This window comes from Erythrobacter sp. EC-HK427, assembly GCF_902498745.1.
Classification (GTDB): Bacteria; Pseudomonadota; Alphaproteobacteria; order Sphingomonadales; family Sphingomonadaceae; genus Alteraurantiacibacter.
Genome location: NZ_LR701479.1, coordinates 1,154,680 through 1,170,465, shown reverse-complemented (window position 1 = coordinate 1,170,465; position 15,786 = coordinate 1,154,680). Strand labels below are relative to the sequence as shown.

Genomic DNA, 15,786 nt, shown 5'->3' with positions numbered 1-15,786 from the left:
TCATGGCCATCAAGTCCCGCCTGCTGGAGCAACGCTATTCCACCACGCCCGCACCGATGCGCGAGCTCAACATCACCCCGCTGATCGACGTGCTCCTCGTCCTGCTGGTGATGCTCATTCTGGCCATCCCCATTGCAACGCATCAAGTGGAGGTCGATCTCCCCAGCGGCGGCAATGGCATCGCACCCGAACAGCAGATCGCGCTCACCATCACGCAAGGCGGCACGGTGCTGTGGAACGGCGAGGCAGTGGATCGCCCCGAACTCGAAGCCCGCCTCGCCTACGCCGCGGTCGACCCCGCCGAACCAGTGATCAGCTTCCAGCCAGACGCCAATACCAGCTATAATGACGCGGTGCAGGTGATCCATCTGGCGGGCGAAGCGAATGTCAAAGGCTTCAGCTTCAGGGGCAACGAGCAATACCGCCAGTTCGATGCGGAGTAGCACGGCGAGGCGCCGCCAACCGCGCCTGCCCTACGACCATGGCGAACCGATCTGGCGCTGCCGCTATGATGTGATTGCGGGAGTGTTGTTTGTGCTCTTTGTGGCGATCACGGCGATGCCGCTGACGCAGATTCGGGCGCACGCACTGGTCATCGATTTACCCACACCTGCCTACGATCAGTTTCTCGGAACAGATGGATTGCCAAAAGATGAGACAAGCCACCTGATCGCACCGCAAGCCGACGGCTCCATCGAATGGGACGGCGAGAGGGTTTCCGAAGTCGAACTGTTGGAGCGCATCCAGGCCGCGCTTGCCCGGCCTATTCTGCCTGAGATCCTCCTGACACCCGATGCCAATGCCAGCTATGAAAGCTCCCTAAGGGTGGTCGCAACTTTGCGTTTGGCCGGTGCCGACCACTTCTGCTTTGGCGAGTTGGAGATTTACCGGAGCTTCGGGAAAGGCGAAGCACTTCCCCGCTTGTCGCTGACCCTGATTGGCGACCCGATCTCGCCTCCACCTCCGCTCATGCGCGGGGCAAGGTGCACCTCGAACGCGATCATCGCCTACTAACCCAACCCCTCCGGCAGCCCGTCCACCCGCATCGCCACGCCCGCCAGCGTCTCCGCCTCCAGCAGCAGTTCGTCGTCCACGCCGCTTTGCGGAACCGCCTCGCGGCCGATCATCGTCATCACGGGCACGGCGAGCGGACTCACGCGGTCGAGCACCACGTGCTCCAACTTCTCGGCGGCGGTATCGAGCAGATCGCCCAGCCGCCCGATATCGGTCATCCGCGCCCGCGCATCCTGCCACGCCGCCTCGATCAACACATGGTCGGGCTCGTATTTGCGCAGCACGTCGTAAATCAGATCGGTGCTGAAGGTGACCTGCCGCCCGCTCTTCCGCTTGCCGGGATGCTGCCGTTCCACCAGCCCGCCAATCACCGCCACCTCGCGGAAAGCGCGGCGCAGCAAGTGGCTGTCCTGCACCCAGTCGATGAACTCTTCGGTCAAGATGTCGGGCGAGAGCAGCGGGCGCGGATCGTCCACCGGCTTGAGGCTCCACACCGCCAGCGAATAGTCATTCGCCACAAACCCGCCCGGCATCATCCCCAGCGCCTCCATCCGCGAGGTAATCAGCATCCCCAGCGACTGGTTCGCGTTCCAGCCGGTGAAGGTGTAATAGACGGTGTAGTGCTTCTTCGCGTGCGGGAAGCTCTCCACCAGCAGATTGTCCGGCCCCGGCATCCTGCTACGCCAATCCTGCACTTCCAGCCATTCGCGCACATCATCGGGAAAGCGCGCCCAGCCCGCGCGGTTGGTGAGCAACCCACGCACCCGCTGCGCCAGATGCGTGGTGAGCGGCAAACGCAAGCCGCCATAGGAGGGGATCATCGCCGATTTGGCCGAAGCGCGGACGACCAGCGCCATGTCCTTCAATTGCTCGACCTCGACATTCACGCCTGCAAACTGGAACGTGTCGCCCGGCCTTAGCGAGGCAGCAAACCGTTCCTCCACTTTGCCGAGCGAGCGCCCGTTGCGGAAGCGCACTTCGAGCATTTCGGAATCGACGATGATCCCTGCATTCATGCGGTGCTGATACGCCTTCTCCGGATGGGTGAGCCGCCATGTCCCGCCCTTGTCACGGGTAATCCGCTTGAACTTGTCATAGGCCTTGAGCGCGTATCCGCCGGTGGCGACGAACTCCAAGACACGTTGCCATGTGCCCGCATCCACCCGCGCATAGGGCCAGCAGGAGCGCACCTCGGCAAGCAGCGCGTCCTCTTGGAACGGCCCTGCACAAGCGCAACCCATCACGTGCTGGGCGAGCACATCGAGCCCGCCGGGGCGGAAGTCCTCGCCGTCGCGTTGGCCTTCCTCGACCGCTTCCAGCGCAGCGGTCGCTTCGAGAAACTCGAACCGGTTGCCCGGCACCAGCAGCGCACGGCTCGGCTGATCGAGCCGGTGGTTCGCACGCCCGATCCGCTGCAGCAGGCGCGAGGAGCCCTTGGGCGCGCCCATCTGCACCACCAGATCGATGTCCCCCCAGTCGATGCCGAGATCGAGGCTGGCGGTGCACACCAGCGCGCGCAGCTTCCCTTCCGCCATCGCCGCTTCGACCTTGCGCCGCGCCTCTTTGGACAGCGATCCGTGGTGGATGCCGATGGGCAGATTGTCCTCATTCGCGTCCCACAGGTTCTGGAAGATGTACTCGGCCAGGAAGCGGGTATTGGTGAAGACGAGCGTGGTGCGGTTGGCTTTGATCCGCTCATACAGCTGGCCGATAGACCACGTCGCCGCGTGCCCGCCCCACGGCACCCGCTCGCCTTCGGGCAGCAGGATTTCGACCTGCGGTTCGGCCCCCTTTTCGCCCTCCACCAGTTGCACCGAATCCATGTCCCCCCACGGCGCAATCCACGCGGCGAAGCCCTGCGGATCGGCCACCGTGGCAGAGAGCGCAGCACGCTGCATATCGGGGGCAATCGCCTGCAACCGGCTGAGCGCGAGCGCCAGCAAATCGCCGCGCTTCTGCGTGGCGAAAGCGTGGATCTCGTCCACCACCACCCGCTTGAGGCCGGTGAACAGGTCGAAGCTCTCGGGATAGCTCAGCAGCAGCGAGAGGCTTTCGGGCGTGGTCAGCAGGACATTGGGCGGTGCGCTGCGCTGGCGCTTCTTCTTGTCGGCGGAGGTGTCACCGCTGCGGGTCTCGACCGTGATCGGCAGGCCCATTTCCGTGATCGGCGTCAACAGGTTGCGCTGCACATCGGCGGCCAGCGCCTTCAAGGGCGAGACGTAGAGCGTGTGCAGGCCTTCGGGCGGCGCATCCCCGTCCAGCCGCGAGGGCGTGAAGGCGGCGAGCGTCGGCAGGAAGCCCGCCAGCGTCTTGCCCGCTCCCGTATCCGCTACCAGCATCGCGTGCTTGCCCGCATCGCTGGCCTCCAACATCTCGGTCTGATGCCGCCGCACCCGCCAGCCGCGCCCCGCGAACCATGCGGTGATCTCCGGAGGGACGCCCGCGCCGCTCATCGGGAGGCCCCCGCGAAGGCGAACCTGTTACACCTGTTACACAGTCCTGGGGCAAAAACACCCGCCTGCATTTCTCCCGCGATTCCAATGACATTGAACAGGAGGCAGGCGTTCAGCATGGTGCCTTGTCGCACACCGGCGGTCTGTAGGAAAGCACCGCACCTTCTGCCAAGGCGTCAGGTGGTGGTACAGAAGCTCAGGAGGAGAAAGAACCCGCCCAGCCACCACGCCGCATATTCCTGCGGCGGATAGCGCCGCAGGAAGTCGACGAAAAGGTCGCTGTCCTGCGTGCGCGGCGGATCGCGGTCCTCGATGGGCGAATACTGCGTGTCGTAAACCGGCTCCGCGCTCCGTGGATCGCCGGGGCGGACGGGCTCGGGATGATCGGGCGGCAGGGTGTCGAGATAATCGGTTGGGTCGGCATAGCGCGCGCCCGGCGCGTAGGATGGTTCCTCCTGACGTCCTGTGTCGATCGCCGGTGGAGGCGGAGAGACCGGCGCGACGGGCGCGGATGCGGGCGCGGCATTTGCACCGAACCGCACCGTGACCTGCGGCGGCGGGAGTTCGTCCGGCTCCGGCTCCGGCTCCGGCTCCGGCTCGGGTTCGGGTTCGGGTTCGGGTTCGGGTTCGGGTTCGGGTTCGGGTTCGGGTTCGGGTTCGGGTTCGGGTTCGGGTTCGGGTTCGGCGGGAAGTTGTGGCGGAGGGGGAGGCGGGTCAACTTGGACATCATGCCAATCGCGCCCCTCGCGCTCGGCCTGCCGTTGCAATTCCGAAGCGAAGAACAGCGCCTTCTCGCGCGCCGCTGTCAGATCGGCAAAGGCCGAAATCGACCCACCCCCATCAAGCGCCGCCCGCGCCGCATCATAGGCCGTGCGGATCGCATCCTTGTCAGGCGTGGGGCCAATACCGAGTGCCGACCACGGCCAGCCGATGGCAGCTCCCGCAACCACCCGTTATTCGGCAGCCTTGGCGGCGCGCTTGGGCCGCGTGGGCCATTCGTCTTCCAGCGCCCCTTCGACAGCCGCTTCGGCCCCCACGGCGGCATCTTCCCATGTCGACGGATCGAAGTTCATCGCATATTCGAGGTCTTCGAGGCTTTGTCCCGTGAGTGAGGCCAAGCGACGGCGTTCCTCGGGCGAGAGATCGGCAAAGGCGCGCCGCCCCGGTGGCGTTCCAATCGGAGCTGCTTCCTCCACCAGTCCCCCCATCGCCTGCCAGTATTCCCGCGAACCCAGAAGACGGGCAAACAGGCGGGGATCGCTCGACATCGCAAAGCTCTGGCTCGCGAACACTTGCCCGGTGGGCGTAGCATAGAATTCGGCGATATCGGCGAGTTGCGCATCGGTGAAGTAAATCGCGTAAAGCTCCGCAATCGCATCCCGCACCAGCGGTTCCATCGTCTCCATCATGCTGGCCGCCATTTCCATTTGGGCGGCCTGTTCGGCCTCCTCGCGCGCGCGCCAGTCGGGGTCGATGATCGCCAGCGCCGCCTCTGCCTTGCGCGGTTCGAGTTCGAAGAAGAAGTAGTAATTGAGCGATGCGGTTAGCGTGCTGTTCGGATCGATTGCGGCTTCCTGCGCCAGACTGCCGAACACTCCGCCCAGCATCCCTTCCATCGCCGAACGCAGCGCCCCTTCGGGCATTGCGGTGTTCATGATTTCGCGCGCGAGGGGCAGGCGCGCTTCCTGCTCGGGGGTCAGCGGTTCAAGGGCAAACGACTCGCCCAGCATCGCCTGCATTTGCACGAAGGCTTCCTCGTCAAACGCCTCCTCCTGTGCCGCAGCAGGCGCGGTGGTGGCCAATCCGGCAAAGGCGGCCGCGGCAAGCATTAGTTTCTTCATTACGCCTTCTCCATCGGGGCCGGTATGTGCCGGCCGCGTTTACTCCGCGCCTTCCAGCGCCTGCCAGTCATTGTTCATCGCCGCTTCGAGCGCGCCGAGGCTTTGGCCCGTCAAGGCGGCGAGGCGTTCGCGCTCTGCCGCAGTGAGGTCGGCAAAGTGGCGGCGTTCGGGGAAGTTTTCGGCGGGGTCCGCCGCCATGTAGGACGCCATTGTCGCTTCCCAATAAATGGGCGAGGCGAAAATCCGCGTCGAGAGCCGCCCATTGGACGCCACCTCCAATTGTTGCCGGGCGAACAGGCCGCCGGTGGGCGTGGCGAAGAAGGCGGCGATATCGCGCAATTGCGCCTCGTCGTAATAGATCGCGTAGACCTCGGCCAGCGCCTCGCGCATCAGCGGTTCGAGCGCGGCCATCCTTGTGCGGGTGGCTTCGAAGCTGGCGCGGTTGAGCGCGACCTCCCGCTCGCGGTAAACCGGATCGATGATCGCCAGCGCCATTTCCGCCTTGCGTGGCTCCAGCTCGATCGCGATCAGCCAATTGAGCGACTGCGCCAACGCATCATTGGGTGCAGCGCCTTCGAAGGTGGCGGGGTCTAGATACGCGCCTTCGAAATAGACCGCGAGCGCTTCCAGCAGGCTGCCTTCGGGCAAGGCGCGGGTAAGAATATCGCGCGCCAGCGGCAGGCGCGCGGCCTGTTCGGGGGTCAGCGGTTCGACCTGGAACTCGCTCGCATATTCCGCAGCCATTGCAACCGTGTCGATTTCCTCTTCCTGCGCAGCGGCAGGCGCGGCCAATCCGGCCAAGGCCCATGCAGCAGTGGCAGCCAGCAGCAATCGCTTCATCATCGGCCCCCCTTTAATGGCCCACGCTTTCTCCGCGTTCGAGGCCGCTTAGTGCCAGCTGCTCGTCAATCGAGCCGAGCAGGCGCTGAAGCCCCTCTTTTGTATCACTTTCCGCGCGCGCCACCAGCACATCCTGCGTGTTCGATGCGCGCAGCAGCCACCAGCCGTCGGGCGTGTTGACGCGCACGCCGTCTGTCGCGTTGACCTCTACCCCGTCGGGCAGATCGCCGCTCATCCGCGCCTTGATCTCGTCAATCGCAGCGAATTTGCGGGCTTCGTCGACCTGGAAGCGCAGTTCGGGGGTGTTGAGCATCGCAGGCATTTCGCCGCGCAAAGCGCTCACCGATTTGCCCAGCCTGGCCGATGCCGCGATAAGGCGCACGCCGGCATAAAGCGCATCGTCGAAGCCGTAGTAATCGTCGGCAAAGAACACGTGGCCGCTCATTTCGCCTGCCAAGGGCGAGGAAACTTCCTTCATTTTGGACTTAATCAGCGAGTGGCCAGTCTTCCACATCAATGGCTGTCCACCGTGCTTTGCGACATGGTCGAACAGCGCGCGGCTGGCCTTCACGTCGGCGATAATGGTCGAATTAGGGAGTTTCCCCAGGAGGTCCTCGGCATAAATCATCAGTAGTTGATCACCCCAGATGACGCGGCCTTCGCCGTCGATTGCGCCGATGCGGTCGCCATCGCCGTCAAAGGCAATTCCGAAGTCGCAGGACTTTGCGGCGACCACGGCTTTCAGGTCGGCAAGGTTCGCCTCGACAGTGGGATCAGGGTGATGGTTTGGGAAGTTTCCGTCCACTTCGGTGAAAAGCAGGTGATGCGTGCCGGGCAATCTCGCCGCGAGCTTTTCGAGCGCGGGGCCGGCGGCGCCATTGCCAGCGTCCCAGGCGACGGTGAGGCCTGCCAGCGCGCCAGTGTCGATCCCGTCCAACGCGGCGAGCATCCGCTCGATATAGGCGTCCATGACATCGACCCGCTCGACCTCGCCCGAACCATCGCTCCAGTCACCCGCCTCGGCCATGCGGCCGAGCGTCTGGATGTCCTCGCCGAAGAAGGGCCGCCCGCGAAATACCATTTTGAAGCCGTTGTAATTGGCGGGATTGTGGCTGCCAGTTATCTGAATGCCGCCATCCACCTGTTCGGCTGAGGCTTCCGCGTAATAAAGCATCGGGGTTGCGCCCATGCCGATGGCGCGGACATTGCAACCGCTGGCGGTCAGCCCTTCGATCAGCGCGTGTTCGAGCATGGGCGAGCTGACGCGCCCGTCATATCCCACCGCCACCAGTGGCTTCGCCTCCGCACCCAGATCACGGCGCAGCAGCGTGCCGAAACCGCGCCCGATGGCCCGCGCATCATCGGGGCCGAGCGTTTCGCCGATAATCCCGCGAATATCGTATTCGCGCAGGGTTGTTGAATGGAATGTGTGCTTCATCAGACAGGGCCTTTCGTTGGCCCTGCGGTAGCTTAGCGCACTTCGCGGGGCAACTCGTCGAGCAACAGATCGCGTGCGGCGTTCGCTTCGTGGACTTGATCGCTGGAGCCGCCGCGATCGGGGTGAACCATGGCGATAAGCCGCTTGTGTGCCGCGATTATGTCAGCACGGCTGGCATTCGCTTCCACTCCCAACAAACGGCGCGCGCGGAACAGCGCCTGGTTGCGGGTGGAGATTTTCGGCTCCCACGGCCAGCGGCCCATTGTCCAGCGGAAGAGCAGCAGGAGGGCGGCGGCGATGACAGCGAATTTGAGCATTTCAGGCGAGCACTTTGGGCTGCCGGGTCGGCAGCAGCTCGGCGGGCTTGACCTCGGCTTCGGGGCGCGGCGGCACGGGCAGGCGCAGATGCTGCACCAGATTGCGCAGTTCCTGCCGCGCGACGAGATGGCTGGTGCCGAGCTCGCCCAATTGCCCCTTGTCGAGCAGGGTCAGCCCGCTCGGGAACAGCTCGCGATAAACGACGCGCTCTGACAGGCCCTGCACGGCGCGAAAGCCGACGCGCTTGGACAGTTCGCCCAGCGCCTGATCGATGCGCCGCTGGTTGCGGGCATCGGTAAAGCCGGTGCGGTTGCGCACCACCACCCAATCCATCTCGCGCTTGTTCTCGGCGAGTTGCGCGCGGCTGCGCTTGATCCGCGCTTCCCAGATCAGCTCGGCATAGAAGGAGAGCTTGCGGACGTTGAACGTCTCAGCATCGACTTGCCCGATCAGATCGAAATCGACGAAGCTGTCATTCATCGGCGTCACCAGCGTGTCGGCACTCGCCGCTACATGGCGGGCGAAGGGATCGTCGCGCCCCGGCGTATCGAACAGCAGGAAATCCGCGCCTTCGCTGATCCGCGCCGCCTCTTCCTCCAGCGCTTCGACGGTGTCGCCGCGACATTTGTCGAACACCGGGCCAGCCAGCGTGATGCCTCGCCGTTCCTGTGTGGCGACGCGGTTTTCGCAATAGCGGAAGAAGGTCGCCTGCCGCGTGTCGAGATCGAGCGCCGCGACTTTCGCGCCCTGGAACGCCAGCGCCACAGCCACGTGCACGGCGGTGGTCGATTTGCCCGTGCCGCCTTTCTCGTTGGCGAAGACGATCCGGTGCGGATGGCTCATATGCGGGCTTTCTCTGTGGTTGATCGCGCGTTAGCTATGCCGGGCATACTATCGGAGGCGTGGACTCTTGGAAACCGTTACGACCCTTGCCGACCTGCGTTTGGCTGTGGATGAACTGCGCGGCGGCGGCGCGACACTCGCACTTGTCCCGACGATGGGCGCTTTGCACGAAGGGCATCTGACGTTGATGCACGAGGCGGCGAAGCACGCCGACCATGTCATCGCGTCGATCTTCGTCAATCCGCGGCAATTCGGCCCGAACGAGGATCTGGACGCCTATCCGCGCCAAATGGCCGAGGATTCGGCCAAGCTAGCAGCAGAGGGCGTGGCGCTGCTCTGGGCGCCAACGGTGGAGGCGATGTATCCGCAAGGCTATGCGACCAATATCAGCGTCGCGGGCGTGTCTGGTGGGCTTTGCGGTGGCAACCGCCCCGGCCATTTCGACGGCGTGGCCACAGTGGTGTGCAAGCTGTTCAACCAGGTGCGGCCTGACATGGCGTTTTTCGGCGAGAAGGACTGGCAACAGCTCGCGGTGATCCGCCGGATGGCGCGCGATCTGGATCTGGTGCTACCACGTGTGGAGGCGATCCACGGCGTTCCCACGGTGCGCGAGGCGGACGGCTTGGCGATGAGCAGCCGCAATGTGTATTTGTCTCCCGCCCAAAGGGAGCAGGCGCGGGCCATTCCCGAAAGTCTGGCGACGGCGAAGGCTATGCTTGGCGAAGGCAAGGCCTGGGCGGAAATCCGCGCGGCGGCGGAAGCGGTGCTGCTCGGCAATGGCTTTGCCAGCGTCGACTATTTCGACCTGCGCGATGCGGATTCGCTCGAACTGCTGGCCTCGGACAATGGCAAAGCGCGATTGTTCGCAGCAGCAAGGATCGGCGGGACACGCCTTATAGACAACGTAGCAGTCACCTAACTCAACCCATCCGCCTTTTCCCAGCGCGCCTGCATCCGGTAAATCGTCGAGGGGCTGACATCGAGTTCGCGCGCGGCTTTGGGGACGCTGCCGCCCGCGCGGGCTATCGCAGCTTCGACCGTGCGCCGCTCGATTTCTGCCAGCGTCATCGGCACGCCGAAGCCATCGGCAGCCTGCTGCGCGGCAGGCGAGGGGATGGGCGACGCGGCAGAGGCAAAGGCATTGCCCACCGCTTCGCCCGCAATAACCACGCGCTCGGTGGGGAAGTCGCTCGCCGAAAGTAGCGGACCGGGAGTCATCACCACCACGCGGCGCATCGTGTTTTGCAGCTCACGCACATTGCCCGGCCAGCGCCTCGCATCGAGCTCCTGCAGCAGTTCGGGCGAAAGCGGATCGAAGCTCTTGCCTTCTTCATTGGCAAAGCGTTCGAGAAATGCCTGTGCAATAAGCCCGACATCGCCCGGCCGCTGGCGCAGCGGAGGCAAATCGAGCGGAATGACGTTGAGCCGGTAAAACAGGTCTTCGCGGAAACGCCCTTCGGCCACTTCGCGCGCGGGGTCGCGATTAGTCGCGCAGATTACCCGCACATCCACCGCTTCGGGCCGGCTCGAGCCGACCGGCTGCACCATGCCGGATTGCAGGAAGCGCAGCAGCTTGACCTGCAAGGCCAAATCCATCTCGCAAATCTCGTCGAGAAACAGCGTTCCGCCATCGGCCTCGCGCGCGGCGCCCTTGCGGTCGGCAATCGCGCCGGTGAAGCTGCCTTTCATATGGCCGAACAATTCGGATTCGAGCAGGTTTTCCGGAATCGCGCCGCAATTGATCGCCACAAACCGCTTGCCCGCACGCCCGCCAGCCTTGTGGATCGCTTCGGCGGCGACTTCCTTGCCCGTGCCGCTTTCGCCGGTGATGAACACCGTCGCCTTGGAAGCGGCGACATTCTCGATCTCGCGGTAGACCGCCTGCATCGGTGCTGACTTGCCGATAAAGCCCTGAAAGCTCTCGCGTCCGGCCAGCTTCTGCGCGGTTTCCGCCTTCTGCGCCAGATCCTGCCGCTCATAGGCATTGCGCACCGTGGTGAGCAGGCGCGGCGGAGCGACCGGTTTCACGAGGAAGTCATAGGCACCCAGCCGCATGGCATTGATTGCGCGGTTGATCGAACCATCACCGGTAATGACAATCACCGCCGACTGGCTGGCAATCGCGGGGCGCGCTTCGAGCCATTCGAGCCCGTCATAATCGGGCAATTGCAGGTCGAGCAGCAGGATATCGAACGGTTTGACCGCATCGGCCATCGCTGCATCGCCATCCGCGCCGGTTTCCGCCAACGTCACCGAATGGCCTGCTCCTTCCAGAATCGCGGCATAGGTTTGCGCGATCGAAGGCGAGTCCTCGATAATCAGAATGCGGGCGGCGGACATGCTCATGCAGGGTGCCGCAAGGTAAATGTGGCGCGGGTGCCCTCGTCATTGGCTTCCCATTCCAGCCTGCGCGGATCACCGTAATGTTCGATGCTACGCGCGATCAGGCCATGCGCGATATGCGCCATGGGGCGATGCGATTCGTAGGTGACCGTCATCACATCGCCATCATGCTGCGTCGTGACGCTGGGCGGCTGCGCGCCGGGATAGAGAACGCGCACTTCTTCGTGGATATGCGGCCCCACATGATCGAGCAGCGCATCGACCGTCGCGTACAGCTTCATGATGTCGGGAAACAGCACGTTAAAGCGGTCAAAAAGGTAGCGGCCATATTGGTCGCACAACTCGCCAGCCGGAATGCCCGACTTCTCTGACGCGATAGTAACGAGGCTGAGCGCTTCGGCAGAGGGGTAGGATCCGACCGCGCTGTAGGCGCCGCCATGCGGCAAGTCCGCCTCCATCAGTACCTGATCGGCAAAGACCACGCCTGCGATCTCCTCCATAAATCCCACCAGTTCGGTGAAGATGACACCTTTCATTCCGGCATTCTCCGCTTTGCGCCCTGCGGGCTTTGCACATTGCAAGCACGGACCGTGCCAAAGCCACTTACGGTTAGGACATTGCAAAACGCAATGCCTGCCACCACACAGCAACGCATTTTGCGAAGACATATTTGCATGATGCAAAGAAATCGTTGCGAAATGCAAGAATGCGTGCGGTGCGGGGTGCATTTTGCAGGGCGCGCGCAATTGGCACGATGCTTGAAACGTGAGGGGCAACTCAAATTGGAGATGCCAAATGCGTTGCACATTGCTCACCCTGTCTGCCGCTGCCTTGCTGGGCGGCTGCGCTGCAGGCCATCAGCCGGTCAATTATGCCGGTGCAGCCTGGATGCCCGAACAGCAATATGCCGCAACCCCCGGTGCGTGTTCGCGTGCGCCCACTGCTCTGCCCGATATCCCGACTGCGCATTTGTCCGCGCCGGTCGGCCTGCTGCTTGCGCCCGGCGACCGCGTGCGGATTGAGGTGCTGGGCGATGCTGACCGGATCAGCGGCACCTATGTGATCGGCGATGACGGGCATCTTCGCCTGCCTTCGCTCGGCCGCATTGGCGCGGCTGGCCTGTCGCAAGCCGATGTCGAAGCGCAATTGCGGCAAATGCTCGTCGCGCAGCGCCTCGTCCAGCCGCTCACCAATGCCGTGCGGTTCTCGGTGCTGGAAAGCACCGGCGTTTCGGTTGCGGTGAGCGGGGCGGTGTTCAACCCCGGCACAGTGCGCACCGGTGACCGCGCGCCCGAAGACCGTGTCGGCCAGAGCGAAGGGGCTGCCAATGGCGATGCCAATGCCGCGCGCAGCGTCACCACGGCCTTGCGCGCGGCGGGTGGCGTGCGCCCCGATGCCAATATCCAGCAGATCGGGCTGGTCCGCCAAGACCGGATGATGGTGATCGATCTGCGCCCCAGCCATGACGGCACTGCCACTGGCGATGTGCTGCTGGCACCGGGTGACCGGCTGATCGTCCCTTCCACCGGATGCTTCGATCCTTATCTCGTGCGCCCCTCGCTCGTCACCCAACCGGGGATCCGCGTGCATATGTCCAACCTCACCCGCCCCGCCAACAACAATGCCGGCGCGGCGATTGGCGAGCGGACGGGCAGCCTGCCTTATGGCACGCGCTTCCTGCAGGGGCTGGTGGCGATGAATTGCGTGGGCGGTTCGGCAATGAATTCGGGCCGCCGCGCAGTGTTGATCAGCCGCAACCCGATGTCCGGCCAATCCGTGGTGGTCGAGCGCGAAGTCGAAGAACTGGTGCGCCACGCCAATCGCGACGCCTTTGACCCCTATCTGATGCCGGGCGATGCACTGGCTTGTTATGACAGCCGCTGGATGAACCTGTCCGATGCCATCGGCATGGTGACCGGCGCGGCTGGCGCGCTGACGCCTGCCATCCTTCTGCAAGACACGGTGGCGAACTGATGGAACAGTCGCTTCCCCCGCGCCGCATTGTACGCCTGTGGTGGCTTATCCGCGACGGACTGCCGCCGCTTGGCCGCTACCGCCGCTATGTGCTGGCGATTGCTCCAGCGCTGCTGCTGATCTGGGGCGTGACCGGCGCCTTTCTCGCCTTCGCGCCGACCCGCTATGCCAGTGAGACCGCGCTGATCCTGCCCGGATCGGGCGTGGGCGGATCGCTCAATCTCAACGATGTGGGTCAAGCGACGACCGTCACCTCTTCCGCTTTCTCGAGCACTACGCTGAGCCCGACCGAGAATTACAAGCGGCTACTGATGGCGCAATCGACGCTGTCGCGCGCGGCTGCCGCGCTTGGCGAAGAGCCGGGCGATTTCCCCGAGCCGAGCATCACGCTGGTCGACCAAACCAATCTGATCGAGATCACCATGACCGGTGACAGCCCAGAGCACGCGCAGGCGCGCGGCGAGGCCTTGCGCAGCGCCTTTCTCGCCACGCTGGATGAATTGCGCGAAGACGAAGCAACCGCGCGCGAGTCCGCCGATGCGGAACGGCTGGTCGAGCTGGAAGCCAAAGTTGCCGAAACGCAGGCCGCGCTGCTCGAATTCCAGGGCCGCACCGGGCTTGCCAGTCTGGAACAATTCAACGCCCGCCTTGGCACGATTGACGATCTGCGCGCCCGCGAACGCGATGCCCGCGCTGGCGGCGCACGCGATGCGGCGGTCCGCTCGCGGCTGTCATCGGTGCTCGATATCTCGCCCGCCAATGTCCGCCGCGCCTTGCGGCTGAAAGCCGATCCGGTGTTCCAGTCGCTGCTTGATCGCTATGCCGATGTGAACACCGAAGCGACCGAAGCGGCGGGCACGCTGGGCGAGGCACATGCTACGCGCGAGCAACTGGAAGCCGAGCGTTCCAGCCTGCGCCGCGAAATCGTCGCCCGTGGCAGCGAAGTCAGTGGGTTGTCCGAACGCGCGCTGCTGGGATTTGCAGATATTTCGGTAACCGACGGGCGCGAGCGGATGTTCGAGGCACTCATTGCAGCGGAAGGCATGAATGCCGGTTCGCAGGCCATGCTCGCCGAAATCCGCCGCCAGATCGGTCAGCAAGGCAGCAACAGCGGCGCGCTGGCCGAACAAGCGGGCGAGCTGGCCGATCTGCTGCGCGAACACCGCGTCGCAGAGGCGGTCTTTTCTTCCGCATTGGCTCGCCTGGATACCAACAAGGCCGATCCCTTCGCCTCCTATCCTCTGGTGCAGACATTCGAAGCGCCTTCACTGCCCGACCGCCCTTCTTCGCCTTCGTTGCTGATAGCCCTTGCCGGTGCCATCACCGCGAGCCTTATCGTCCTTGTGGGATTTGCCCTTGCATGGCTGCGCCAACCGATCCTTGCCACGCTGCTGCCGAAAGGCTGATCGCACTCGCCATCGGCAGCACATGGCTGCTGTGGCTGACGGGGGGCCTGTATATTGCAGGCCCCGCGCTCGGCTGGATTCTGGCGGCGCTGGCGGCGTGGAAACTCTATGCCGCGCCTTACCTGCCAGCCGAGCAGCGCCCGGCACCGCTCGGCCCTGTCATCTGGGCATTCCTGATCGGCATGGGCGCGATGCAGATTATCCTGCTGGTGGGCCATGCCACCAATGGCTTTGGCGTGGGGCAGACTATCAAGTCTTCAGTCGGCTGGGCCAAGGGCTGGGCGCTGATTGCGCTCTTCCCTTTTGCCGCAGCCGTGCTCAATGTCCGCGCCGAAGTGATTTACCGCGCCGTGTGCAAACTGGGCGCGCAGACGCTGGTGCTGATCCCGCTCTTCATAGCGGCGCCCTATATCGGCCTTCCCGAGACGCTGTGGGTGTCGCCGCTCAAAGTCATCGGCGGCAGCGGGCCGGAATATTTTGCGGTCACGCTTTACACGATCGAGCCGGGCGCGGGCACGCCGCGCTGGCAGTTCTTCGCGCCATGGTCTCCTGCGGCGGGATTGGTCGCGGTGGTCTATGCGATCTGTGCGGCGGAGGAGAAGCATCGCGGCTGGAAGTTCTGCGGACTGGCGGCGGCCCTGGCCATTGCGCTCCTTTCGCAATCGCGCCTTGCGCTGGTGGCGTTGCTGGTAATCTGGCCCTTTGCCTTTGGCGTCTCGCGGCTCGGCAAGGCGTGGATCTGGTGGGCGGCGGCGCCTGCGGTGCTGGCTTTCGCTTTGCTCGCCCCCATGCTGATCGACATGGCGAGCCAGCTCGCGAGTGACTTTTCCAGCGCCCGCGCCGATAGCAGCCGCGTGCGTGCGACGCTGGGGCGCATCGCCATCGAGCGGTGGCAGAATGAAGCTCCGTGGTTTGGCCACGGCATTGTCGAGGCCGGGCCGCATATCGTCGAATATATGCCCATCGGCAGCCATCACAGCTGGTATGGCCTGGTGTTTGTCAAAGGCATCACCGGGTTGCTCGCTTTGGCGATCCCGCTGGCGGTTGCCGCGCTTAGCACGGCGCGCCTTTCGCTGGTGCAGCCCATGGGCCGCCTCGGCTTTGCGATGGTGCTTGTGATGCTGCTCTACAGCTTTGGCGAGAATTTGGAGATGCTCGCCTATCTCTATTGGCCCGCGCTGGTGCTGATCGGCATCGCTGCCCGGCACGCTGTTCTGCAGCGCAGCGCCTGACGACCGCCCCCCCGCAGCGCCTTTCATGCGCATACAAGAAGGGCCCGGCTGCCTTATTAGCAGTCCGGGGCCCGCCCTGCTTGC

General features: G+C 64.3%; 15 protein-coding genes. 6 read left to right on the top strand and 9 right to left on the bottom strand.

The window, feature by feature from the left end:
- The first annotated feature begins 2 nt into the window (after positions 1 to 2).
- Positions 3 to 443 (top strand): biopolymer transporter ExbD, encoded by a 441-nt coding sequence (locus tag GC121_RS05640; RefSeq protein ID WP_151973154.1) that lies wholly within the window; start codon positions 3 to 5, stop codon positions 441 to 443.
- The gene (locus tag GC121_RS05635) at positions 433 to 1,014 is read left to right on the top strand and encodes a biopolymer transporter ExbD (protein ID WP_199857765.1); all 582 of its coding nucleotides are present in this window, start codon (positions 433 to 435) and stop codon (positions 1,012 to 1,014) included. Before GC121_RS05640 ends, GC121_RS05635 begins: the two co-directional genes overlap by 11 nt.
- Here GC121_RS05635 and GC121_RS05630 read toward each other — a convergent pair.
- The 7 genes from GC121_RS05630 to GC121_RS05600 all read right to left on the bottom strand — a co-directional run bounded on the left by GC121_RS05630 (position 1,011) and on the right by GC121_RS05600 (position 8,747).
- Positions 1,011 to 3,467 carry a ligase-associated DNA damage response DEXH box helicase gene (locus GC121_RS05630; protein WP_151973152.1) on the bottom strand — a complete coding sequence of 819 codons (2,457 nt, stop codon included), beginning with the start codon at positions 3,465 to 3,467 and terminating at the stop codon, positions 1,011 to 1,013. The genes GC121_RS05635 and GC121_RS05630 overlap by 4 nt on opposite strands.
- Positions 3,468 to 3,643: 176 nt before the next feature.
- Positions 3,644 to 4,417, bottom strand: a complete 774-nt coding sequence (locus tag GC121_RS05625) for a hypothetical protein (protein WP_151973151.1) — start codon at positions 4,415 to 4,417, stop codon at positions 3,644 to 3,646.
- A 3-nt stretch (positions 4,418 to 4,420) separates the two neighbouring features.
- Complete coding sequence (locus GC121_RS05620; protein ID WP_151973150.1) at positions 4,421 to 5,308, bottom strand: DUF2059 domain-containing protein; 888 nt, start codon at positions 5,306 to 5,308, stop codon at positions 4,421 to 4,423.
- 39 nt (positions 5,309 to 5,347) lie between these two features.
- A complete protein-coding gene (locus GC121_RS05615; protein ID WP_151973149.1) occupies positions 5,348 to 6,151 on the bottom strand; it encodes a DUF2059 domain-containing protein in 804 nt (267 codons plus the stop codon).
- 10 nt (positions 6,152 to 6,161) lie between these two features.
- A complete protein-coding gene (pgmG, locus tag GC121_RS05610; RefSeq protein ID WP_151973148.1) occupies positions 6,162 to 7,586 on the bottom strand; it encodes a phosphoglucomutase/phosphomannomutase PgmG in 1,425 nt (474 codons plus the stop codon).
- Positions 7,587 to 7,618: 32 nt separating this feature from the next.
- On the bottom strand, positions 7,619 to 7,903 hold the full coding sequence (locus tag GC121_RS05605) for a J domain-containing protein (protein WP_151973147.1): 285 nt from the start codon (positions 7,901 to 7,903) through the stop codon (positions 7,619 to 7,621).
- A 1-nt stretch (position 7,904) separates the two neighbouring features.
- A complete protein-coding gene (locus tag GC121_RS05600; RefSeq protein ID WP_151973146.1) occupies positions 7,905 to 8,747 on the bottom strand; it encodes a division plane positioning ATPase MipZ in 843 nt (280 codons plus the stop codon).
- A 67-nt stretch (positions 8,748 to 8,814) separates the two neighbouring features.
- Between GC121_RS05600 and panC the strand changes: the two genes are divergently transcribed.
- Complete coding sequence (gene panC / locus GC121_RS05595; RefSeq protein ID WP_151973145.1) at positions 8,815 to 9,666, top strand: pantoate--beta-alanine ligase; 852 nt, start codon at positions 8,815 to 8,817, stop codon at positions 9,664 to 9,666.
- On the opposite strand, the gene GC121_RS05590 is transcribed toward panC, so the two are convergent.
- Complete coding sequence (locus GC121_RS05590; RefSeq protein WP_234421126.1) at positions 9,663 to 11,093, bottom strand: sigma-54 dependent transcriptional regulator; 1,431 nt, start codon at positions 11,091 to 11,093, stop codon at positions 9,663 to 9,665. The two genes, panC and GC121_RS05590, sit on opposite strands and share 4 nt — an antisense overlap.
- Positions 11,090 to 11,626 carry a heme NO-binding domain-containing protein gene (locus GC121_RS05585; RefSeq protein WP_151973144.1) on the bottom strand — a complete coding sequence of 179 codons (537 nt, stop codon included), beginning with the start codon at positions 11,624 to 11,626 and terminating at the stop codon, positions 11,090 to 11,092. Before GC121_RS05585 ends, GC121_RS05590 begins: the two co-directional genes overlap by 4 nt.
- 259 nt (positions 11,627 to 11,885) lie before the next feature.
- On the opposite strand from GC121_RS05585, the gene GC121_RS05580 reads away from it, so the two are divergent.
- From GC121_RS05580 to GC121_RS05570, 3 genes are read left to right on the top strand one after another with little or no spacing between them, the layout of a single operon-like run.
- Positions 11,886 to 13,064 carry a polysaccharide biosynthesis/export family protein gene (locus GC121_RS05580; protein ID WP_151973143.1) on the top strand — a complete coding sequence of 393 codons (1,179 nt, stop codon included), beginning with the start codon at positions 11,886 to 11,888 and terminating at the stop codon, positions 13,062 to 13,064.
- Positions 13,064 to 14,470 carry a hypothetical protein gene (locus tag GC121_RS05575; RefSeq protein ID WP_151973142.1) on the top strand — a complete coding sequence of 469 codons (1,407 nt, stop codon included), beginning with the start codon at positions 13,064 to 13,066 and terminating at the stop codon, positions 14,468 to 14,470. Before GC121_RS05580 ends, GC121_RS05575 begins: the two co-directional genes overlap by 1 nt.
- Positions 14,425 to 15,702 (top strand): O-antigen ligase domain-containing protein, encoded by a 1,278-nt coding sequence (locus tag GC121_RS05570; RefSeq protein WP_151973141.1) that lies wholly within the window; start codon positions 14,425 to 14,427, stop codon positions 15,700 to 15,702. The genes GC121_RS05575 and GC121_RS05570 overlap by 46 nt, the downstream gene beginning before the upstream one ends.
- Positions 15,703 to 15,786 lie beyond the last annotated feature (84 nt).